The sequence below is a fragment of the Sphingobacterium zeae genome (genome assembly GCF_030818895.1).
In the GTDB taxonomy this organism is placed as follows: Bacteria; Bacteroidota; Bacteroidia; order Sphingobacteriales; family Sphingobacteriaceae; genus Sphingobacterium; species Sphingobacterium zeae.
In genome coordinates this window covers 1,127,108-1,149,953 of record NZ_JAUTBA010000001.1, presented here as the reverse complement: position 1 = coordinate 1,149,953, position 22,846 = coordinate 1,127,108, and the positions used below count along the sequence as shown (strand labels likewise).

Here is a 22,846-nt window from a genome sequence, read left to right as displayed (position 1 = left end):
TTAATTGATGGATAATCACTAAATTATGTTTTCTTTCCCGTATAGACAACACAATAAAAGGCTGGAATTTAGTTCCAGCCTTTTATCATTACTGCGATGCCTAAGCGATCTAATTTATTACTTTATTCTTGGTAATATCATCGTAGATTACCTTAATTTTACCTCCCTCCATTAGCAGCCCCCGACTGCGTCCTTTCAGTCGGTTGGATTCGTTATTGACATTCACACCGTACACTTTCCCTTCATAAAAACTACTTACTTCAGGGAAAATGGTATGCCCTACAAAAATCTGCTTAGCACCATATATTTTCATCATGTTATTCAAATCCTCTTCACCCAACGGATGGTATTTTTCCTCCTTTACCACCATACCACGGTACCATAATGGACCTTCGCTTCCAAAAAGAAATGATGCCGCCTCCGACTGCTGCCGCTCTTCTTTCGTATGGAACAGATAACGGCGGACAGAATCATTGACTGCAGGAATAGTCCATTTTGGATCCAACATTGCCGTACTCAGCCCCGCATGGACAAAAAGATAATCACCTATTTTCTCCATCGTATTCTTGCTCTGTAGCCACCGTCCCAATTCCGTCTCTGATGACCAAAAATCACGGTAGCTCCTGCCGATGGAATCCGCTAATACCTTATATTTATCCTGCGTATATTTATAATTTCCACGCATCAACATTTCCTCATGATTGCCCAGCAAAAAATGAACCTGTCCTCCAGCCTTAACAGCTTCATGTTCCAATTTATAAATCAGCCAAAAAATAGGCAGGACATCTTTTCCCCGATCAAACACATCTCCTATAACGACTAGCTGATTCTTTCCAAAAGTCCACTCATAGTTCGCATTAACCACCTTTTGCGCCTTTAAAATAGCATAAAAAGAGGCAAAGTCACCATGCGGATCGGAAAGTACTATGATCTTGTCGCTAGGACGATAAACCTCTTTGGGAACTGTGATAGGATGGCGCGAAACCTCAAAGTGATACTGACCATCTTCTGTGGACACCGAGAAAGGCTCTTTAATTAAATTATCGACTTGTATCTTTCCATCAACTACGCGTACAGATTTGGTATTCCCCGCTTCGTAGAAGAAATAAGGGCCATCATGTTGCCCCAACAGCTGTTGAGCCTGTGCATGTAACTGCTGAAAACCAAACAATATAAAAAGTAAAAAGTACTGTGTACTGATCCAGTTTGGATCAGTACACAGGTGTTTAAGATTATATTTCCGATTGTTTTGCATCGTGAACTATTTTAATAGCCGGTATTTTGAACAATATTTGGATTTACGTCTATTTCCCTTCTCGGAATAGCCATCTGCGTTTTGAAGTATGTTCGGTCAAATGACTTTGTCTCAGGTCGCAATAAGGGCGAAACGTGCGCTTTACCTTTACGTTCTATCCGTAGATTATTACGCATTGCGTCAAATAAACGATGACCTTCACCAACGAGCTCACGACGACGTTCTTCCATCACACGGTTCAGGTCTACCGTTCCACTTACCGACTTGGCCGGATTAGCACGCTTGACAATGGCATTTAAATAATTAAGTGCATTGCTATTATCACCCAATTTCACCGCTGCCTCAGCCGCAATCAGATATGCTTCCGATAGCCGAAGAACCGGAATATCAGCAAATTCAGGATTTTCATTCTCCGCCGTGTTGCCCGGATATTTATTCAAATAGTAATAATCGACCTGCTTACTGGTATATTTGGTAATCACTTTCTGACGCACATCATTCGGATCATCTTTCAGCAAATTCAAATAATCGTCTGAAAGAATAATGTCATTATAGCCCAGACGCCATAACAGGTTTCCGATCCCCTCTTTTGAGTCACTGGCCTCCACTTTGGTATTAGACAACTGAAACAATATTTCGCTTGTAAAGTCCTTCGACCACACCGTCGCATACTCTTCGTTTTTTCCATAATTGGTATTGCCCTTTTTTTGAGCTTGCCGCAGCTTCAGCATTTTTGATCAATGCGGTTGCCATAGCAAAGGCCTTTGCATTTTCTCCAGTATACAGGTAGGCACGTGCCAATACTTGCTCTGCAGCAAATCTGTTCAGCTTACCATCATTTCTTGCTGTGCTCAATAGGCTATCTGCCCCTTCAAGGTCTGTAATAATCTGTGCATAAACCTCTTTAACGGTATTTCGAGCCGGTTTGCTTGTAGACACATGCTTCTCCGTCTCAATAGGCACCCCTAAAGAAGCGCCTTGATTTACCAGGTACGGTACCCCAAATACTTTAACCAAGTCAAAATGGGCCATTGCACGCATGGTTAATGCCTGTCCCTTGATGTCCTTGAGCACATCGGTCATTTGGTCGGCAGGCACACCATTTACATAGGCCAATACTCCATTGGCATTACGGATCACACGGTAAGGTTGATACCAAAGTGAGGATGGTGTATTATCCTTATTAAAGTCAAAAAGATAATAACCTGCTGCACGCTTTGTATCGCCATTAGCGAGCATATCCTCACCAGTGACATCTCCATAATAAGTCATGCGCGCGCCATAATATTCATAGCCACGCATAATATTGTAAATACCATTTAATGCGTAACTTGCCTCATTTGCCGATTTAATGGCCACCGAACTTTCGGTTGAGGTGCTTGGCTGTGCTGTCTCCAGCCATTTATTGCCACAGCCTGTCAGCAATGCACAGGACAATAACGCTATTGATACTATATTCTTCATCTCTATTTTATTTTTTCCCATCATACCGATGGGGTGATTATCATGATCATATTTTAAAATTCCTTTCATCTGAAAAATCAAATTATAATCATGAACGAATCAGTGCTTACTCCTTAAAATTTAACATCCAAACCGAAGGTTACTGTCTTCAATTTAGGGGATTCAAAATATACCACTCCATCCACAGGTACCTCAGGGTCGTAGTTTTTATAAGCCGCAAATGTCAGTAAGTTCATACCAGAACAGAAAGCCCGGATATTACTCACTTTTAGTCTACGGGAGATATGCTGCGGAATAGAAACCCCGAAAGTCAGGTTTTTCAAACGGATATGGTCAGTAGAATGCACACGACGAGTATTGGCCACACTGCTCATGTCATATTTATTTCCGACCATAAACATCTCTATATCGGTTTCATCACCCGGCTTTTGCCATCTCCGCTCGTAATATTTTGGAATATTGTCATAACCTGTTTTACCACCCAACTCCGTTTTCTGCGCACCACTATCATAGGAATTTCCACCCAGTGAATAAGTCCAAGTGAAATTCAGATCCAAAAATTTATAACGGAATGTATTTGTAAAACCACCTACAAGCTTGGGATCTGCACTCTTGTACAATATCCGTGTTGCAGCAGTATAATCCTCAGTTATCTCTCTCGATCCGGGATTCGCAGGATCATTAATATAATATTGTGGTACACCGGTATCTTTATTAATCCCTGCAAATTCGATTAAATAATAACTATACCAGGGTTGTCCGATGCGGTGAATCTGTGTCCCATCCCGCAGTTCCGAACTACCATCAGATAAGGCAATCGTTTTATTACGGTTCATTCCAAAGTTTAAACTCGATGTCCATTTAAATGCCCCACTCCGTAGAATATCTGCATTCAGGTCGAGCTCAATACCCGAATTGCGAATCGTTCCAATATTGCTCAGATAGGATGAGAATCCCGTTGTGTAAGATGTAGGAACATCATTCAACAAATCCGATGACTGACGCTTGTACCATTCAAAGGTAAGTCCCAGTCGTTCAAACAAACGTAAATCTAAACCTACATTGAGGTTATTCTGTTTTTCCCATTTCAGACCCGGATTTCCAATCTGGATTTCCCGTATACCAGGGTTATTCCTATAGGGAAAGCCAAAACCTGTCAAATCCATATACGTATAATAGCTGGATGGCAACGTACCATTGGTACCATAAGAAACACGGATTTTACCATCACTGATCACATCATTTAAAGATGCCATAAAGTCTTCTTTTGTAAACTTCCAAGCTCCCGACAATGACCAGAATGTTCCCCAGCGGTTGCTACGGTGAATCCGCGAGCTACCATCCATACGAATACTACCTCCTAGAAAGTACTTGTCATCAAAATTATAGTTCGCACGTGACAAGTAAGAGAGCAAACGCCACTCACTATTGGATCCCGTAGCATCGATCAAAACCGAACCGTTGGACAACACCGTTTTATCCACGGTCGGAAAATTGTCCTTGGCACCGCTCAATCCTTCTTTACGATAAGAATTCACCTCATAACCGCCCAATATATCCAAATGATGCTTCTCCGCAATTGTTTTGGTGTATGTTAGGCTATTACGCCATACCATTTGTTTATAGTCCGAAAAACTTGTGGTCAAGGAACCATTCGTCTTTTCGCCATCCGAGGTACGAGGATCCGACCAGGAGTTGTAGCGCGTTGTTGTATGATCCAGGCTAAAAGTTGTATTAAAAACTAGCCCATCAATAAATTTATAGTTGGCAAAAACCGTATTGAATGAACGGTCACCTTTTTCCCGTCGGAAATTGTACAGGGAAGAAGCCTTGGGATTACGTGGGCCATTAGAAAAGAAATCCAGGTAGAAAGATCCATCTTCGTTATAAACCGGCTCTGATGCCGTAATCTTATGACGTGAAGAATAGATTGGGGAGGTATAACCTCCTCCTTCAGAATTGACATCTTGTGTAATGTTGGAATACAAAATATTGGCCCCCAACTCCATCTTTTTACTCATTTTGTACTTGACGTTCAGTCTTCCAGTGAGACGCTCGAAGCCTGACTGATAGGATAATCCTGTCTGGTTGGTATAACCCATGGATGTATAGTAGGAAAGCTTGCTATCTCCACCCGAAGCAGATATATCTGCATTTCTGAATGGTGAGTTGCGACGAAAAAGTTCTTTTTTCCAATCTGCCCAACCGCTTGTCGGCTTAGGTGCATATTTATCAATATTTGCCTGCGCATAATCTTCAATCTTGGTCTCATCCGTTAGTTTATCTAAATAGCGAGCTCTATTGCGCAGGCCCTCCAAAAGCATCTCACGTCGTTGTGGCCCATCCATTACTTCGCGAAAATCTGTCGCCTGACTGGATAGCCCATAGTCTCCTTTCACTGAAAACACGGGCTTACCTGCTTTGCCGGACTTGGTGGTAATTAAGATCACACCACCGGCAGCGCGTGAACCGTAAAGAGAAGCTGCTGCCGCATCTTTGATCACCGTAATTTGCTCAATATCGGCACTATTTATGGTCGACATGACATCCAATCCGGCATTGTTAGAACTGCTTGAAGCAATATTTTCAGACATTACAGGTACACCATCAATGACAAACAAGGGTTTGTTGGAGGCATTAATGGATCCCATACCGCGGATACGAATATCGGTCGCTCCTCCGGGTTGTCCCGATAGGGAGTTTACCTGAACACCGGGGGCATTGCCCTGTAGCATAGTTGAGAAGTTTACTGCCGGAACATCCGCCATGCGGTCGGTCCGAATCGTCGAAGCCGATCCCGTATAATCTGCCTTCTTAAAAGTTCCATAGCCCGTGACAACAACCTCCTCCAGATTGGATTGGCTAAACTGCAGGCTCACGTTGAGTGTTTCCCCAGTCACTTCAACCTCCTTGCGATCGTAGCCCAAAAAACTGAAAACTAGCGTCGCTCCACGGTTGGCAGCAATCGAATAATTTCCGTTTTGATCTGTACCCACAGTCGCTTTTGTACCCTTTACGGTAACACTTACACCTGAAAGGGCCTTACCCTGCTGATCGGTGACCTGACCATGAATGTTCTTTTGCAGTTCAAGCGTGTTGTCTTTCGCCGTGCTATGTGAGCGATCAATCGCCAAGTCAGTCTTTCCAGCCTTAACAACGATTGATTTTCCCTCCTTAAAATAGGTTAAACCATGTGGAGTAAGAAGCTCTGTCAAAGCACGGTCCAAAGGAACGTTATTGAAATCAACCGTAATAACAGGTGTATTATTGACGATTTCTGATTTGCACAGAACAGTATATCCGGTCTGTTTTTTGATTTCACGAAATACGTTGACGATCGAACTATTCTTCTTTTTAATATTTACTGTCTGGGCAAAACTTCCGGCATGGAGCTGTCCCAGTGTAAATAAAAGAAGCATAATAATCATTTTCATAATAATGAGGTATTTATACTTTTTCATTACATTTGATTGGTTTGTTAGTTTAATAAACAGTTAAGCGCGTTTTATAAAATTTCGGACCAAAATGTGCTGGGGAAGTACCACCTTCCTCAGCTTTTTGATAGACGAAATAGGATATAGTGATTTTTGGTTCTTATTTCATCAATCGGACCCTCCTTCCTTCGATTTGAACCTTAATTTTATCATCGGTCATCTTTATGATTTTTAACACTTTATCAAAATTATCAAGGCGTGAAACTGATCCCCATAGTTTCATCTTGGCTACACTTGGGTCAATCTCAATATCAATATCGTACCAGCGTGCTACCTGAGCCAGTGCTGTCCCCAAAGGTTCGTTATTGAACATAAATTCGTCATTCTTCCAGGCAATACTTTCATCCACAAGTACCTGTTGTACGGAAAGTTCTTCCCCTTGTACCGAAGCTTGCTCCCCCGGCTGAAGTAGCCTTGTCTTTCCTGCGGGGACGGAGACTTTTACTTTACCCTCCAGCAGAGAAACTTTGGACTCCTTCTCTTTTGGAAAAGAATAGACGTTGAAATGAGTTCCCAACACTTCTACTTTTTCCTTTGCTGTAACAACGATGAATGGCCTTCCAGCGACCTTGGCGACTTCAAAATAAGCTTCGCCATCCAGTTCAACAACCCGTTGTTCATCTGTAAATTTATTGGGGTAGCGTAGGCGTGTATCAGCATTGAGCCAAACCTTGGTCCCATCTGCAAGGGCGATCTGATATTGTCCACCACGGGGAGTTGACAAGATAATCATGCGTTTTTCATCTTTTGCAGTCGCCAAGGCGACTGAACCATCTGTATAGGTTATCTCATCACCCATCACGATCCCCATCTGCTGTTGATCAAGTCCGATACCGGTACCATCCGCAAGCTGAAGGGTGGCTCTATTTCCACCGGGAAGAAGATTTTCTGCTAATTTAACAGCATCAACAGGAGTAGCAGGATCCGACGTATCTATCCCATCTCGTTTATTTATTTGCCATATTCCCAAGCCAACAACAGCAATAAAACAAGCTGCGGCAGCATACCAACCATACTGCCTCCATCGGTGTTTGGGCGGTTGATCTACCTGGGCCTCGATTTTATCGATAATATTCGACAGAATCCTTTGTTCTTGCGCCGGATCTGACGTCGAAAATTCTTCATAAGCCTGTAATTCCTCGCGCAAATTTGCCGGATCTTCCAATTTCTTAGCCAAGTCCTGTAATTCTGGATATTTTTCAAACAGCTTGCTTAATTCGGCATGCTCATCAGGGAGAATCTCCCCTTTTAGGTAAGCTTGAAGTAATTGAATAATATGATCTATCGTATACATGATGTTCTTTTCATTTCCTTGTTGACGATAGAAACACGAAGCATAAGATTATCTTACAGAAAAAAACACAAAAAGAATCAAAAGACTGTGTATCAGGCAAATGTTTTTTTTTAAAAAATCATTAGATCTTATATTGCATAGGCAATATATTCTGTTAAACATAAATTTCCGGGTTTCTACTTGCTGTCTGTCACTTACTGACAAAGGATAGGAATGCAAGGAGTGTTAAAGCATCCTTTGCCCCTAAAAGCCCTCTAATCGTACTCACTGCGCGGGAGCGGTTCGTGTATACGGCGGCTGGACTCATCTGCAGCTGGTCTGCAATTTCTTCTACAGTCTTGTCTTCCAGATAAGTTAGGTTAAAGACTTCTTTTTGCTTTTCAGGCAATTTTTCAACTTCATTAAAGATGGCATGTACCAGCTCTGCGTGAATCATCTTTGAAAAAGCATCGCGATCATCCGTAAGTAGATCTTCATAATTGGATAAAGGTTCCTGAATACCTTTTGTACGTTTGTCCCGAATAGCGTTGAGACTGGCATGTTTTGCCGTAATATAAATAAAAGCCCTCAGACTTTCCATGGAATGAAAATCGGATCGGCGGGACCATACCTTAACAAAAATATCCGCTACGATCTCTTCAGCGACATCGACCTCTTTCAGGTAACGCAAAACAAAGAAAAGCAGCTGTTTATAATATTTATGATAAATAGCCACAAACCCTGTCTGGTTGTCTTCCTTCAAACTGTCTATCAACTGTGAATCTGTCATGAGGTAGTGGAAAGTGAACTATTAGGTTAGCCTTAATATCAAAGCTAAATTAGAAAACACTTTTTAGATTATCAAACAGTTAACAATAATTTAAAATGGAACAACAGGCTGTTTAAAGTTTTGTCGCCCGTAACATTTCCCTTTTTCCAGGTGCGCCGGGAGCCTTCTCAATAGAAAAGCCCAAAGATTTCATACTACGTTTAAGATTACCCGTAATCGCATAAGTCACAAAGACTCCCCCCGGTTTAACGAACTTCGCAACATGTGCCAATGCCGCATCGTTCCACATTTCGGGCTGATGTATGGCAGCAAAAGCATCAAAATATACGACGTCAAATTGTTTTTCTGTTTGAAAATCCATCAATAAAGTATGAGCAATAGTGAGTCGTAAACGTTCATGAATTTGCATCTCCTGCTGCAATGCGGCTTCATAGTTATCAAAATAAGCCGACCAGACGCTTGTATCTACGGTCTCATTATACCCTGTCTCAGCGATGGTCGTCAGTGGCAATGGAAAACCCTCAATTCCAACATAGTCTACCTGAAATGACCTGTCCCGAATGAAATCGGCTGTCTGAAGAAAATTAAGTCCGGTACCAAATCCTACTTCCAGGATAGCAACATTAGAAGCTCCTGTCTTTTGCACATAGTGATCCAAACCTGTTTTGATAAACACATGCTTACTTTCCTGTACGGCCCCATGTGTTGAATGATAACATTCGCCGATCTCGGCATTGTACAATGTCTTCGAGCCATCTCCGGTCGTTACAAAATTCATTTTTCTTATACTCATTATTAAAAATCTAATAGCCTTATCTCCCTCTCCCAACAAGACATAAACAAGGTCTTCATGAATCTTCGGTTCCATTCGACACAACAGCCCTCTATACTCCAACTTTCTACCTGCAACCGCGACGGTATGCTATCAGAAGATTCGTTCAAAGATAAAAAGCCGGTTCGAATAAACTCCGATTAATCTTTATCAAAACGTAAAATGAAAATAATAGATAAAAAGATTATTTTAGCGCCGTAAACACGAAGCAATCACTGAACCTAATGGCATACTCGGCAAAAACTTTTATACAGCACTACGGCAGCATCTTACTCCTGCTTCTTGGCATCAGTATCGGAAGTTTATTTGGTATCTTTTTTCCACATTTTGTGGATAACCTTAAGCCAATTGGGGATATCTTTCTAAATCTGCTCTTCGTCAGTGTTATACCCTTGGTCTTTTTCGCAATAGCTTCGTCTGTGGCCAATATTGAAGGTGACAGTGTGTTGGGCAAAATTATTGGCATGATGTCATTCGTATTTGTTGTCGGTATTGTCGTTGCAGGAGTATCGACCATATTCTTTCTCTACTTATTTCCGGTATACGCTCCACTCGCCATCGAACAGGCAAACAATATCATGGATACAGCCGTTCATGATTCCTGGGGTGAAAAAATGGTTCGATTCCTAACTGTTAGTGAATTTTCCAGTCTCTTATCCCGGCAGAATATGCTTGCCTTTGTGATATTCTCATTTTTGGTAGGTATCGCCACACGCAGATCTGGCGCTTCCGCTGATATATTCCGAAAATTCATTAATTCCGGAAATGCCGTCATGGGCAATTTACTGGTCATGGTCATGAAACTGGCTCCACTAGGTCTCGGCGCTTATTTTGCCTATCAAGTCGGTACCCTTGGCCCACAGCTCTTTGGCTTCTATGCCAAACCTATTGGCCTTTATTATCTCTTTGGGGTACTTTACTTCTTCGTGGTATTTAGTGTCTTTGCCTTTCTTGCATCTGGTCTCAAAGGTATCAAACGCTATTGGAAAAACAATATTTTACCTTCTCTGACTGCCCTCAGCAGCTGCAGCAGCCTTGCGACCATGCCGGCCAACTTACTGGCAGCGAAACAAATTGGCATCCCCGATACGGTAGCCAGCGTCGTCATCCCTTTGGGCACGACCTTACATAAACATGGTTCAGCCATCGCCTGTATCTTTAAAATTTACATTGCCCTGCTGTTGAGTGGACAAGAGTTCTTTGAACCAAGCAATATGATCATGGCAGTCGGGATCACCTTGTTGGTCAGCATCGTTGCGGGCGGTATCCCAAACGGAGGATATATCGGTGAGATGCTCATCATATCGGTTTATCAAATGCCGACTGAGGTCATTCCTTCAATTATGATCATTGCGACATTAGTAGATCCGTTAGCGACTATGCTCAACGCGACAGGCGATACGGTCGCTGCAATGCTCACTACCCGCCTCATCGGACAAAAACTCACAGATCCTGTCCCAGTAAATCAGGGTTAAAGCCTGAACATGCAAGTTATTCAGCTTAAGTTCAATCAATCAGAGGTAATACCAGTGGAAATTGGTCTTTGCTCAACGTATTAAAAGCGGTAAGCAAAGAATAACTGTCCGTATTGATGTCGATGGAAGACAGACTTAAGCTCCTTGGAATTGAAAATATAATTAATGCCGTAATGAACCTTATGATCAGACCAGTTGAATCCGACGCGATGACTGAGCATCCACGGTTCAATCTGATATAATTCACCGATCGGATCATCTTTCCCCAATCCCCCTTGTATAGTGGAATTATAAAAAACCCGTGTCAAACTAGGCTGATAGACAAAGTACCATTCCTTCTCGTTGTTACTTCTGGCCTGCGTCAGATGTCCACGGGTAAAGGTCGAAGCATGGTACGATTTGAGTTTACCTGCACGTATCGGAATTCCTGCCTCGATATTGGTGTTGTTCATGCCCAGTACACCTCTTCCTATCATGCCAAGATCGAAGGACTGCGATTCATTCCGGTAAATTCCTTTGAGATACTTCGCCTGCATATCCACACCAAATGCATTGCGCAACTCCGTTTCCCAACCTGTGGCCTCATACAGTCCAAAAAGATGATGGATAAACTTCTGTGCTTCTTCACCATAGGATCTGGAGCCGATTTGCCCAAATTCCACCTTTACTTCTACAACTTGATCCTCCTTTAGAAACCGGGTTGCACCTGCGCTCAAATAAAGGTAACCTGCAAAAGGCCGGTCATATGTCCTATTTTGCCGACGATAGTCCACTATGCTAATGCCGTTATAGATTCGTTGTCCAATTTCAAAGTCCAAAACAGTATTGGAAGTCTGCACATCGCTCCTGGGTTGTATTGCCACACGATAATTGACATTGATACCATTCGTATAATACCTATCCTGGCCCACCAAGAGGTAAACATCATTATCATTTTGGATAGAAATTTCGTGTTTACGGAATTTCACCTGCCCAAACACAAGAAAACACGAAGATATTAGGGGCAACAGGAGCCCTAAGGATCGCAAACCAACACTCATATTAACAGGCAATTGTAAAATTCATGCGAAATCATCAGAATCGAAAAAGCAAATCTTACATCAAAGTATTGAAAAGCATTGGTATACCTCCTATTTTTCAAACTAATTTAAGCTATTTAGAATAGATATAAATAATATGGAAAAGTTGCATTATTCCTTTCTTAGCGAATCTATTTGTAATTTTGCATTCGATTAGGTGTCAAATGTAAGAAATTCGGGATTTTTATAAGAAGTGATCTAAATATTTTACCCAATAAACCTCATCATCAAAACAAAGAAACTGAGTGAAACGATTTATGTTTTCGATATAATCAAACACTTATAAATAAGTAAATACAATGAAAAAAAGTTCAATTATTCTAATCGCTATCATCGCTGTCGCTATTGCCATGATACTTGTTATCTACACCGATTCAAGTACATATTCGACATTTACCGAAGCTAAAGAAAAGAAAACCGAACTGTATGTGGTAGGTCAATTAAATAAAGAAAAAGCGCTTCATTATGATCCTAAGACCGACGCCAACAAATTCTCGTTTTTCATGTTCGACAATGATGGTACAGAGTGTGAAGTGATTTTTAAGGGTGCCAAACCTCAAGATATTGAACGTTCAGAACAAATTGTATTGACGGGTAAAATGGATGGAAATGTGTTTAGGGCAAGTAAGATCTTAATGAAATGTCCGTCAAAATATAACGATAAATCGGTCGTTACCGAGATCAATGCGACTGCTTTCAATAATTAATTTGTAAAATCAATTTTCAATGGACGTTAATTACGTTGGTGAGCACCTGCTACCCGGGCAGATCGGACAGTTCTTTATTGTTCTTTCTTTTGGTGCCGCACTTTTATCTTGTATCGCTTATTTTTTCGCGACTAACACTCCTGAAGAGACTTCATGGAAAAAAATTGCTCGTATTGCATTCTGGGTGAATGCTGTGTCAGTCGTAGCTGTCGGCGCAACTTTATTTTATATTATTTACAATCACTATTTTGAATATAATTACGCTTTTGCACACTCTTCGAGAGACTTACCGACCTATTATATCATTTCCAGTTTCTGGGAAGGGCAGGAAGGAAGCTTTTGGCTATGGACATTCTGGCAAACCGTATTAGGCGCAATATTATTATTCAAAGCCAAAAGTTGGGAAACGTCCGTTATGACCTTTGTGATGTTGTGTCAAGCATTTTTAGCTTCGATGATCATAGGAATTGAGTTACTAGGTTTACGCATCGGAAGTTCTCCATTTATCCTCCTGCGGGATGCAATGGATTTCCCTATTCTAAAGGAAGCAAACTATTTGTCGCTACTTAAAGACGGCAATGGTCTAAACCCTTTATTACAGAACTACTGGATGGTGATTCACCCACCAACACTGTTCCTTGGCTTTGCGTCTATGATTGTTCCTTTTGCTTATGCAACGGGCGCTCTTTGGACCAAACGTTACAAGGAATGGATCAATGCTGCACTTCCTTGGGCACTATTTGCTGTGATGATTTTAGGAGCTGGTATTATCATGGGTTCATTCTGGGCTTATGAAGCACTTAACTTTGGCGGCTTTTGGGCTTGGGATCCCGTAGAAAATGCATCCATTATTCCATGGTTTACGTTGATCGCAGCGGTACACGTCATGGTCGCTTACAAAAATTCTGGCCATTCCTACTTCACCGCTACTTTTTTAGCGATGATCAGCTTTGTGCTGGTGATTTATGCCTCTTACCTGACGCGAAGTGGTGTTCTCGGAGAAACTTCAGTGCACTCTTTTACTGATTTGGGAATGAGTGGACAACTGATATTGTTCAATGTCGTATTTTTAGTTATTATGGTGGTATTTCTGACAGTTAAAAAGAAAGAAATGCCTATCACAGAAAAGGATGAAGATATCTACTCCAGAGAATTCTGGATGTTTATCGGCGCTTTGGTATTGACTGTCGCCTGTGCACAGATCATCGCCTCAACATCAATTCCGGTATTTAACAAAATCTTTGGTACAAAAGTAGCCCCGCCTTTAGATCCGATACAACATTATAATAAATGGCAATCAGGCTTTGCTGTTATCGTTATGATCTTAACCGGATTTACGCAATTTTTAAAATATAAGCGTACCGACAGTCGCAAGTTTTTGGCGTCTACAGTAGCATCATTGGTGGTATCTCTTCTTTTAACTACCGCAGTTGTTTATGTGACGAAGACTTATACCAACCTGATCTATATTTTAATCACCTTCGCAAGTATTTTCTGTATTTTGGCCAATATCCGTGTATTGGGAGATGCTGTTAAAGGTAAATGGAAACTCGCGGGCTCTTCCGTAGCCCACATCGGTTTCGGACTCTTGCTGATCGGTGCCATGGTCGCTGCAGCAACTAATGAGGTCATCTCTGTTAACAATACAGGATACATCGCCGTATCAGGCTTTGACAAAGTGGAGAAACCTGGCGAAAATTTATTCTTGACCGAGGGCGAACCTGTACAGATGGGGGAATACAAAATCACCTATATCGGTGACAGCATCGTTGCTCCAAATACGTTTTATAAAATAAAATATGAACGAATTGACGAAGAAACAGGAAAGGTAAAGGAGCAGTTTGTTCTGCAACCTTTTGCTCAAAACAATGCAAAAATGGGTGGTTTGATTGGTACCCCAGCGACCAAACATTATATTACACATGATGTATATACATTGATTACCGCTGCCGCAGCTGAAAGTCAGGCTACACATGCGAAAGTTTCGGCAGAAGAGAAAACTGGTTTTGAAGACTACGAGGAGCCAGCCACATATCAAGTAAACATCGGCGATACGTTACGCTATCGTAATGGCTATTATGTCATTGAAGGCCTAAACAAGGAAGCTCAACTAGAGAAAATTCCAAAGGGTCCAGGCGATGTTATGGTTGGATTGAAAATAAAGGTATTTTCCGCCGACAACAAACAATATGAGGTACAACCTATCTACCTCATTAAAGATGGTGGAGTTTATGACTTCAATAAAGATGTCAATGAACAAGGACTTAAATTCAGATTTACGGGTATTAAGCCCGATAAAGATAAACTGGAAATTATGGTTTATCAAAAACCCCTTCCAGAAAAAAAATGGGTCGTATTTAAAGCCATTAAATTCCCCTACATCAACTTTTTCTGGTGCGGCACAATTGTCATGACAATCGGCTTTATCATGTCCATTGTGAGAAGGAACAAAGAGGAAAAACGAAAAGCATTGAAATAATGAACATAGTGATCTTAGGGAGCGGAAATGCAGCCACACATTTCGCAAAACAGTTTCAAAAAATAGGACAGCAAGTCGTTCAGATCTATAAGTAGTAAAACAAAGGCCAATGCAGACGCATTGGCCTTTGATCTTCATTGCGTGGCAATTGACCAGCTGCATGAACTTGACTTAAATGCCGATCTTTACCTTATTGCGGTTGCGGATAATGCTATCATACCGGTAGTAGAAGCGCTACCTGAAAATTTAAAAGGAATTGTTATCCACTGTTCAGGCGCAACAGATCTGGCCGTACTCAATAGATTTGAGAACGCCGGTGTCATCTATCCACCACAGTCTTTATCTAGAGATAAAGCAGTCGATTTTTCCACCGTTCCGCTTTGTGTTGAAGGTAATACGTATAACAATAGCGCAATGCTACTCCAGCTCGCACGCAACTTAAGCCCGCACAGCTTATATTGTACTTCACACCAGCGTTTAGCTATTCATCTTGCTTCGGTCATGGTCAATAATTTTTCGAACATCCTCTATCAGATGGCGTATGAGATTCTCAACGAAAACAACTTATCCTTTGATCTGATCAAACCAATCATCCGGGAGACGGCAGAAAAAGCTCAAAATCATATTCCGATAACAGTTCAGACAGGACCAGCCATCCGACAAGACAGCAAAACAATGCAAAAACATTTGCAATTTATTAGTAATAAACCAGATTTACAGCAAATCTATCAACTTTTATCGCAGGAGATTACTAAAAGAAAATAGTTTGTTAGAAACGGTTATAAACTTGTCAAAACTTATTCCAAACGGGTGAATATAGCTATTTACTTAGGGAACTTTAGTACATTTGCTTCGTCCAAAAGCGTGTTTTGGAATGCTAATTGAGTACTATAATAATCAGTTGGGCTAAAATTAAAAATAGCGAATCAAAAATAAATAATCGTATTTTCTATGGAAGTTAGAAAACTCATTCTTTCAATAATGATAGTGATTAATTTAATCATCTTATCATTTGGATTTATATTTACATCAAGCTGGTTTTGGCTGCTTATCATCCCATTTCCACTGCTATTGATAGCATTATATCACAGTTTCCAAACTAAACATGCCATTCTGCGCAATTATCCTTTGGTTGGATACTTCCGTTATGTTTTTGAATCTATTCGTCCTGAATTGAGACAGTATTTTTGGGAATCAGACATGGATGGACGTCCTTTTAACAGACGACAGCGTTCGATTGTATACCAGCGTGCAAAAAACCAACGTGAAACTGTCGCATTTGGTATGCAGACTGATCCGCAGGCCGTCGGGAATGAATGGGCAGCGCACTCTGTGTTCCCTTGTCATATCGAAAACCACGACCTGCGCACTACGGTTGGAAACTCCGCTTGTAAAAAGCCTTATAGTTTAAGTGTGTTCAACATTTCAGCAATGAGTTACGGTGCCTTAAGCAAAACCGCAATAACGGCCTTAAACAAAGGGGCTGCACTTCAAAACTTTGCGCACAACACGGGTGAAGGGGGCATCAGTGACTATCACAACAATGGCGGTGATCTAATTTGGCAGGTTGGTACAGGTTATTTTGGGTGTCGTAATAAAGAGGGAAAATTTGATGCCGAACTTTTCAGAGAAAAATCAACCCGTGAAAACGTGAAAATGATTGAATTGAAACTCTCACAAGGTGCTAAACCAGGTCATGGGGGTATCCTTCCAGCTGCAAAAAATACACCTGAGGTTGCTGCCATTCGTCACGTTATTCCCGGAACAGACGTCATGTCACCTCCAGCGCATAGTGCATTCGCTTCGCCAACAGAAATGATGCACTTCATACAACATATGCGTGAATTGTCTGACGGGAAGCCCATCGGTTTTAAGATCTGTATCGGAGACAAAAATGAGTTTATGGATATCTGTCATGCGATGCAAAATACGCAGATTTTTCCAGATTTTATTTCTGTAGATGGTTCGGAAGGTGGTACGGGAGCCGCGCCACTTGAGTTTACGGACAATTTAGGTATGCCGCTCTATGACGCACTTGCATTTGTCACAAAAACCTTAATTTCTTTCGGCCTAAAAAAACACATCAAAGTCATCGTATCCAGCCGTATCGTCACCGGGTTCGACATTTTAAAAGTTATCGCCCTAGGAGCAGATGCATGTTATAGCGCGCGCGGTATGATGTTCGCTTTGGGTTGCATCCAGGCACTTAAATGTAATGAAGACGTTTGCCCAGTTGGGGTGGCGACACAACAACCACACCTCTACAAAGGACTAGACGTGAACGATAAATATGTGCGTGTCGCTCAGTTCCATCGTAACACTTTACGTGCTACTGTCGAAATTATGGAAGCGTGTGGATTCAAAACACTTTCTGACGTATCGGCAGATAAATTTTATCGTAAAGTAGATGCGATACGGACATTGAGCTTTCAAGAAATTTACTTCGGAAATGAAGGTAAATTGGTCAACAGCCGCACAGATTTCGAAAGTAAGCTATTCGAAGATTAATCGGCATTTTTTAAATAAAACAGCAAGTCCCCTATGTCAAATCAGCATAGGGGACTTTTTTATAGCTCGCTTACTTCAGGAAGAAGCCGAACATAAATAATTATGCTAGATTAAAGAGTACACGATGTAAAATCGTATTTGAGACAGCAATCTGATCATCGTTCAACCCCTCCAAGGCCTGTTCAATTGTATTTCTAGCTTGCTTCATGCCCTCGTCCCTCATCTTTCTTCCCGTTTTTGTCAAATAGATCAGATTAGACCGTCTATCGTTTTTATCATTTACGCGAATAACCAGATTGACCCGTTCCAAATTATTTATTAGCCGAGTCACGCTCGGCTTGTCCCGAAATGTACGAATAGCTAACTCCTGCTGGGTAAGCCCCTCCTCCACCCAAAGGTTATACATGATACTCCATTGTTCAGAAGTAATGCTTAATCCGGCCTCACGAAGATTACGTTGTAACCTTCGCATTACTGCAATGGAATATTTGCCCGTTAGGAAATTATAAAAATACTCTTGTGATACTAAATCTTGGTGCAACATATAATAATGGTTATGGTTGTTTACGCAACTTATTATAGCAATAAAATGCTGTCTTTCATATAATGTAAAAAAAAGCTAATGTATTGTGGCTAACAGTTAGCCTAAATTACACTTTAGCATAGCTTCTACAAACAAAATTTATCAACATGTCATCAGTAGATGTTGATAAATCATCAAAATTTGATTTATGACAGACTGAAATTAGCAAATAAAAAGTATACAACCAAAATTATTGCTTGCAATTATACCTAATTCAAAAGGAGTTAGCTGATCGTAAAGGAATCAGAGTCTCTCAGGAAAGGGAATTTTTCACGGGCTTCCAATAGATCATTGGGATTTAAGGTAAATGTATATAAGTCTTCATCTTCAGGTTTGTAATACACTACATCCCCTAGTGGAGATATACACATCGAACCACCAGAATAATAAACATCATTACCATCATGCCCAACGCGGTTCACACCAACAACATAGGCTTGATTTTCTATCGCGCGTGCTGGAATAAGGGCTCTCCAATGTGCAGATCGCTTGTCAGGCCAGCTGGCCGTGTATACTAAAATATCATATGCACCATTTTGATTTTTAGACCAAACAGGGAATCTAAGGTCATAACAGATCATTGGACAAATTTTCCAGCCTTTAATATCTACTAAAATGCGTTCATTTCCAGCCTCGAAGTATTCATTTTCTTTCGATAATCCAAAGAGATGGCGTTTGTCGTATTTTACATATTTGCCATCCGGAAACATCCACACAAAACGATTATAATATTTTCCACCATCTTCAATGATTAATGAACCGGCAACAACACAATTAAGCGAACCAGCCATCTCAAATAGCCATCTTGTTGTAGGTCCATTTGCAGGTTCCGCGCATTTCTTAACATTATTGGTGAAGCCTGTATTAAACATCTCGGGAAGAATAATAACATCCGTTTTTTCGCGTAATGCGGAAAGTCTCAATGCGAGATTATTGAGATTCTTCTCTATATTTTCCCAAAATAGGTATGCTTGAAATACGGTGATCTTTAAAGGCTCCATGAACGTAATCTAAAAATTTACTTAATTATTTTATAAAAAATAACCATTTAACGGCAAGATACAAATTTTAAAAGAAATAATACTTATTGCTGCCGTACCAAAAGGTTATTTGCTAACACTAATAACGGTTCCTTGCGATGATTTGGTACATTTAAAGCTTCCATTTTTTCAAAAGCCCGCTGTGTATAGCTATCCTTAAGTTTGTCCGCAGCAGCTTTAATTTCATATTTTCCATACAACGCAAGCATATCGTTTATCTTTGATGGAGTGTTCTCAGCTGGAGCTTCCAACAAATTCTTTAGAATGGGTTTATCTTCTTGCGAAATCACGGCCATCAGCTTCACCAATAAAAACGTCTTTTTATTGATCAGAATATCACCACCAACGATCTTTCCAAAGGTTTCCGGATCGCCGTAAGCATCCAAAATATCATCTTGTAACTGGAATGCTAAACCCACATTCTCACCAAAATCGTAAATCAGTTGCTGTTGCAGTTCATCTGCTCCGGACAGAATAGCACCCAATTGCAATGCTCCACCCAATAACACCGACGTCTTCAAGCGGATCATTTCCAGATATTCAGCCATCGACAGCGAACTCCGACTTTCGTAATCCATATCCAATTGTTGGCCCTCGCATACTTCCATGGCAACTTTACTTAAAATTTTCAAAGTTGCTGGTAGATAAACCGGATTACATTTTGAGATTTCCTCATAAGCTTTAACCAACAATCCGTCACCAGATAATATGGCAATATTAGCATCCCATTTCTCGTGTACTGTCGTTTTACCCCTTCTTAAGGGAGCCTTATCCATCAGATCATCGTGGATTAGCGAAAAGTTGTGAAAAAACTCCACTGCTTTGGCGGCCGGTATAATATCGGTCATGTCCTGCATACCGAACAATTCGGCCGCCATCAAGGTCAGCACAGGTCGAACCCGCTTCCCGCCCAAAGTCAAAATATACCGTATTGGATCATATAAATTGGATGGTGTTTCAGGAAATTTACTTGTCTCTATCGCCTCCATCACGAGTTGTTGTAAATGTTGCATATATCTTTACGATCGAATCTTGCGAATATAGCAATAATCGGATAGAAATGGCAATTTTGTCCCGTTAAAGGAAGTCGCCCCAAAATTGTACATTTGTACAAGTATTTTATTATGCGCATACTGATTATCCATACGTTTTACCAAGATCCTGGTGGTGAAGACACTGTGTTTCAGCAGGAAACTTCCCTCCTTGCTCAGGATCATGAAGTCCTCACGGTCACTTTCCAGAATAAAAAGGGATGGAGGGGAGCCCTACAGACAGTGGGATCCTTTTGGAATATTTTCGCTGCGCAACGTGTCAAGGAAAAAATAAATACATTTAAACCAGATATCGTTCACATACATAATACACATTATGCAGCTGGCCCAGTTATCGTGCGTACCATCGCCAAACTCGGAATTCCACAGGTCATGACGCTCCATAACTTCCGGCTGTTATGCCCATCGGCCACTCTCTATCACCACAACCACCTCTTTTTGGACTCAATCCATGAGAACTTCCCTTGGACTGCTGTGCGACAAAAAGCATTCAATAACTCTACGGTAAAAACATTTATCCTAGCTCTGAATTATTGGGTTCACCGTAGAATTGGGACCTGGAAAAAAGTAAATCGATACATCACTTTAAGCTCTTTTGCAAAAGAGATATTTGTTAAATCTACGCTGAACCTTTTACCTCACCTATTTGCTGTTAAACCAAACTTCGTCTTTCCTACTCCAATAGCTCACAAAGTTACCACTCCATACTTCATCTACGTCGGTCGTCTTTCAGAAGAAAAGGGCATACTAAATCTGATAGATGCTTTTATCGGTTCAGATTTTAAACTACAGATCATTGGCGGGGGACCGCTCGAAGCGGTAGTAAACCGACGCATCAAGGGTCAACCTAATATATCCTACCTTGGCTTTAAAGAGAGGGATGAAATCTTGCCTTTGGTAGCAGATGCACAAGCATTGCTCGTTCCTTCCATTTGTTTCGAGGGCATGCCCATTACAATTCTTGAAGCGTACTCTGTAGGCACAGCCGTACTCTGCTCCAATATTGGCCCGCTCCCCGAATTGATTGCTACTGGCAAAACAGGGCTGACATTCGATCCTCACAATAAAAATGATATCATCCGTTCTTTGACCGCATGGAGTACAAAAATGAAAGATGAAAAAGATGAGATAACAAAGACCTGCAATACTTACTATTTTAGTAATTTTACACCTGAAATAAATAAAGAAAAATTATTGGCGATCTATCAGGACGCTATTCACGATAAAAAAGGGAATAAATGAGTATCATCGTATTAGATAAATTAGGTTTAGCACCGCAGATACAGACTGTACTGGAATCGATTTATGATCCTGAACTCAAGCCTGCAAATATTGTAGATTTGGGGCTTGTATATGAAATCATTACGAAGGAAGAAGGCATTGCAAAGATTGTGATGACACTTACTGCTCCAGGCTGTCCGGTCGCAGGCGAAATCATGAATGAAGTGCAAGAAAAAGTTGCTGCCATAGAAGGCATCAAAGAAGCATTGGTAGAATTGACATTTGATCCGCCTTGGACCAAAGACATGATGTCGGAAGAAGCAAAGCTAGAATTGGGATTTTTGTAAAACCTAAATCCGCTGATTATTTTCCAGATCACTTAGCTTCTTTAAGGGCTTAGCACTATTGGGATCTGCTCCAAAAAGTGTTTTCCACAGCTTTCGAGATTCTTTGGTTAATAGAGGCGATACAATGGAAAGAATAAGTACATAAACAACCACGAAGGATTGAATAACCGGTAATAAAGCCCCCGCTTTACCAATATTTGCCATGATAATAGAAAACTCTCCACGCGCAGACAAGGTAAAGCCGATATCAAAAGAAGTTTTAGGCTTCATGCCCGAAAATTTAGCCGCAAAATATCCCGAGGCTAGATTACCCATCATGGTGACCAATGCTGCGATCGAAGCCCAAAAAACGGCACCCCCTAACGACATGATATCAATGGACAATCCGAAACTAAAGAAAAACATCGCCCCAAAAAAATCTTTATAGGGCAGTACCATGGATTCGATTTTTTTAATGTATTGAGAATCTGCAAGCACCAATCCAGCCATCAATGCGCCAATAGCCTCTGCAACGTGTATCGTTTCGGAAAACCCCGCCACAATAAAAAGCAGCGCAAAGATGATCAATATAAATAATTCGGAGGTTTTCTCCTTCAATAAACGATCAATTGCAGGCACCAGCTTTCTGCCTAAAATCAAAAATGCCAATATAAATCCTAAAGCCAATAAGGAAGTTCCAGCCACCGTCCAAAAAGAGCTGCTCCCCGTAAGAATCAAGCCTGAAAGAAAGGAGATATGCATCGCTATAAACAAATCATCGAACATAATCATACCCATAATGACTTCAGTCTCGGGGTTGGCAGTACGTTTAAGATCGGTCAGAACTTTTGCAACAATAGCTGTCGAGGAACTTGTCATAATACCGCAAAGCACCATCATTTCCTTAAATGGCATGTCCATCAACCAACCGATCAATAGCCCTGAAGTAAAGTTCAATAAAACATAAATGGTTCCCCCTGTCACAATGGCTTTACCAGACTTAATAAGCCGATTGACTGAAAACTCAAGACCAAGATAGAATAGTAGGAACAGTACACCCAAACGGCCCATAAAATCGATAAAGGGCTTGCTTTCCGTAAATGTTAAATCCACCATGCCAATCTGTGGGGCGTGCTGTCCCAACACCATTCCTATAATGATGAAAAAAGGAATAACAGAAAACTTAAGCTTATTGGCAATTAGGCCAACAATGGCAACGAGTCCTACAGCGATTCCAATTTCCAGAATTAAGGTATGTGATAGCATAA

Annotated in this window: 19 protein-coding genes; 7 read left to right on the top strand and 12 right to left on the bottom strand. The window is 41.0% G+C overall.

Translation table 11 applies throughout. The features are described from left to right. Positions 1-109 precede the first annotated feature (109 nt). The 7 genes from QE382_RS04640 to mnmC2 all read right to left on the bottom strand — a co-directional run bounded on the left by QE382_RS04640 (position 110) and on the right by mnmC2 (position 9,069). On the bottom strand, positions 110-1,255 hold the full coding sequence (locus QE382_RS04640) for a metallophosphoesterase (RefSeq protein ID WP_307184882.1): 1,146 nt from the start codon (positions 1,253-1,255) through the stop codon (positions 110-112). Positions 1,256-1,266: 11 nt separating this feature from the next. Continuing rightward, complete coding sequence (locus tag QE382_RS04635; protein WP_307184881.1) at positions 1,267-1,878, bottom strand: RagB/SusD family nutrient uptake outer membrane protein; 612 nt, start codon at positions 1,876-1,878, stop codon at positions 1,267-1,269. Then, positions 1,871-2,788, bottom strand: a complete 918-nt coding sequence (locus QE382_RS04630) for a RagB/SusD family nutrient uptake outer membrane protein (protein ID WP_307184880.1) — start codon at positions 2,786-2,788, stop codon at positions 1,871-1,873. Before QE382_RS04630 ends, QE382_RS04635 begins: the two co-directional genes overlap by 8 nt. Before the next feature lie 44 nt (positions 2,789-2,832). Then, the gene (locus QE382_RS04625) at positions 2,833-6,180 is read right to left on the bottom strand and encodes a TonB-dependent receptor (RefSeq protein ID WP_307184879.1); all 3,348 of its coding nucleotides are present in this window, start codon (positions 6,178-6,180) and stop codon (positions 2,833-2,835) included. 133 nt (positions 6,181-6,313) lie between these two features. Continuing rightward, positions 6,314-7,507 (bottom strand): FecR domain-containing protein, encoded by a 1,194-nt coding sequence (locus tag QE382_RS04620; protein WP_307184878.1) that lies wholly within the window; start codon positions 7,505-7,507, stop codon positions 6,314-6,316. 190 nt (positions 7,508-7,697) lie between these two features. Next, entirely contained in the window at positions 7,698-8,276 is a 579-nt protein-coding gene (locus QE382_RS04615) for an RNA polymerase sigma factor (RefSeq protein ID WP_307184877.1), read from the bottom strand. Between the two features lie 112 nt (positions 8,277-8,388). Then, positions 8,389-9,069, bottom strand: a complete 681-nt coding sequence (gene mnmC2, locus QE382_RS04610; protein WP_307184876.1) for a tRNA (5-methylaminomethyl-2-thiouridine)(34)-methyltransferase MnmC2 — start codon at positions 9,067-9,069, stop codon at positions 8,389-8,391. A gap of 263 nt (positions 9,070-9,332) precedes the next feature. Here mnmC2 and QE382_RS04605 point away from each other — a divergent pair, with 263 nt between their 5' ends. Further along, positions 9,333-10,583: a dicarboxylate/amino acid:cation symporter gene (locus QE382_RS04605; protein ID WP_307184875.1), complete on the top strand. Its 1,251-nt coding sequence runs from the start codon at positions 9,333-9,335 to the stop codon at positions 10,581-10,583. Between the two features lie 80 nt (positions 10,584-10,663). Here the strand turns inward: QE382_RS04605 and QE382_RS04600 are convergent, their stop codons facing one another. After that, positions 10,664-11,623 (bottom strand): lipid A deacylase LpxR family protein, encoded by a 960-nt coding sequence (locus QE382_RS04600; protein ID WP_307184874.1) that lies wholly within the window; start codon positions 11,621-11,623, stop codon positions 10,664-10,666. A gap of 338 nt (positions 11,624-11,961) precedes the next feature. Here QE382_RS04600 and QE382_RS04595 point away from each other — a divergent pair, with 338 nt between their 5' ends. The 4 genes from QE382_RS04595 to QE382_RS04580 all read left to right on the top strand — a co-directional run bounded on the left by QE382_RS04595 (position 11,962) and on the right by QE382_RS04580 (position 17,356). Then, entirely contained in the window at positions 11,962-12,369 is a 408-nt protein-coding gene (locus tag QE382_RS04595) for a cytochrome c maturation protein CcmE domain-containing protein (protein ID WP_293956832.1), read from the top strand. Positions 12,370-12,388: 19 nt separating this feature from the next. Next, complete coding sequence (locus QE382_RS04590) at positions 12,389-14,848, top strand: heme lyase CcmF/NrfE family subunit (RefSeq protein WP_307184873.1); 2,460 nt, start codon at positions 12,389-12,391, stop codon at positions 14,846-14,848. Positions 14,849-14,989: 141 nt separating this feature from the next. Continuing rightward, positions 14,990-15,613 carry a Rossmann-like and DUF2520 domain-containing protein gene (locus QE382_RS04585; protein WP_307184872.1) on the top strand — a complete coding sequence of 208 codons (624 nt, stop codon included), beginning with the start codon at positions 14,990-14,992 and terminating at the stop codon, positions 15,611-15,613. A 186-nt stretch (positions 15,614-15,799) separates the two neighbouring features. Beyond that, complete coding sequence (locus tag QE382_RS04580; protein WP_307184871.1) at positions 15,800-17,356, top strand: FMN-binding glutamate synthase family protein; 1,557 nt, start codon at positions 15,800-15,802, stop codon at positions 17,354-17,356. A 100-nt stretch (positions 17,357-17,456) separates the two neighbouring features. Here QE382_RS04580 and QE382_RS04575 read toward each other — a convergent pair whose 3' ends face one another. The 3 genes from QE382_RS04575 to QE382_RS04565 form a co-directional block, all read right to left on the bottom strand. Then, positions 17,457-17,900: a MarR family winged helix-turn-helix transcriptional regulator gene (locus QE382_RS04575; protein WP_209580454.1), complete on the bottom strand. Its 444-nt coding sequence runs from the start codon at positions 17,898-17,900 to the stop codon at positions 17,457-17,459. A gap of 263 nt (positions 17,901-18,163) precedes the next feature. Further along, positions 18,164-18,940 (bottom strand): amidohydrolase, encoded by a 777-nt coding sequence (locus tag QE382_RS04570; protein ID WP_307184870.1) that lies wholly within the window; start codon positions 18,938-18,940, stop codon positions 18,164-18,166. A gap of 83 nt (positions 18,941-19,023) precedes the next feature. Further along, the gene (locus QE382_RS04565) at positions 19,024-19,992 is read right to left on the bottom strand and encodes a polyprenyl synthetase family protein (protein WP_307184869.1); all 969 of its coding nucleotides are present in this window, start codon (positions 19,990-19,992) and stop codon (positions 19,024-19,026) included. Positions 19,993-20,103: 111 nt separating this feature from the next. Between QE382_RS04565 and QE382_RS04560 the strand changes: the two genes are divergently transcribed. Together QE382_RS04560 and QE382_RS04555 are read left to right on the top strand one after the other, a co-directional pair. Beyond that, entirely contained in the window at positions 20,104-21,273 is a 1,170-nt protein-coding gene (locus tag QE382_RS04560; protein ID WP_307184868.1) for a glycosyltransferase family 4 protein, read from the top strand. Next, a complete protein-coding gene (locus tag QE382_RS04555; protein ID WP_209580447.1) occupies positions 21,270-21,599 on the top strand; it encodes a metal-sulfur cluster assembly factor in 330 nt (109 codons plus the stop codon). Before QE382_RS04560 ends, QE382_RS04555 begins: the two co-directional genes overlap by 4 nt. A gap of 3 nt (positions 21,600-21,602) precedes the next feature. Here the strand turns inward: QE382_RS04555 and QE382_RS04550 are convergent, their stop codons facing one another. Continuing rightward, positions 21,603-22,844 (bottom strand): cation:proton antiporter, encoded by a 1,242-nt coding sequence (locus QE382_RS04550; protein ID WP_307184867.1) that lies wholly within the window; start codon positions 22,842-22,844, stop codon positions 21,603-21,605. Positions 22,845-22,846: the final 2 nt, after the last annotated feature.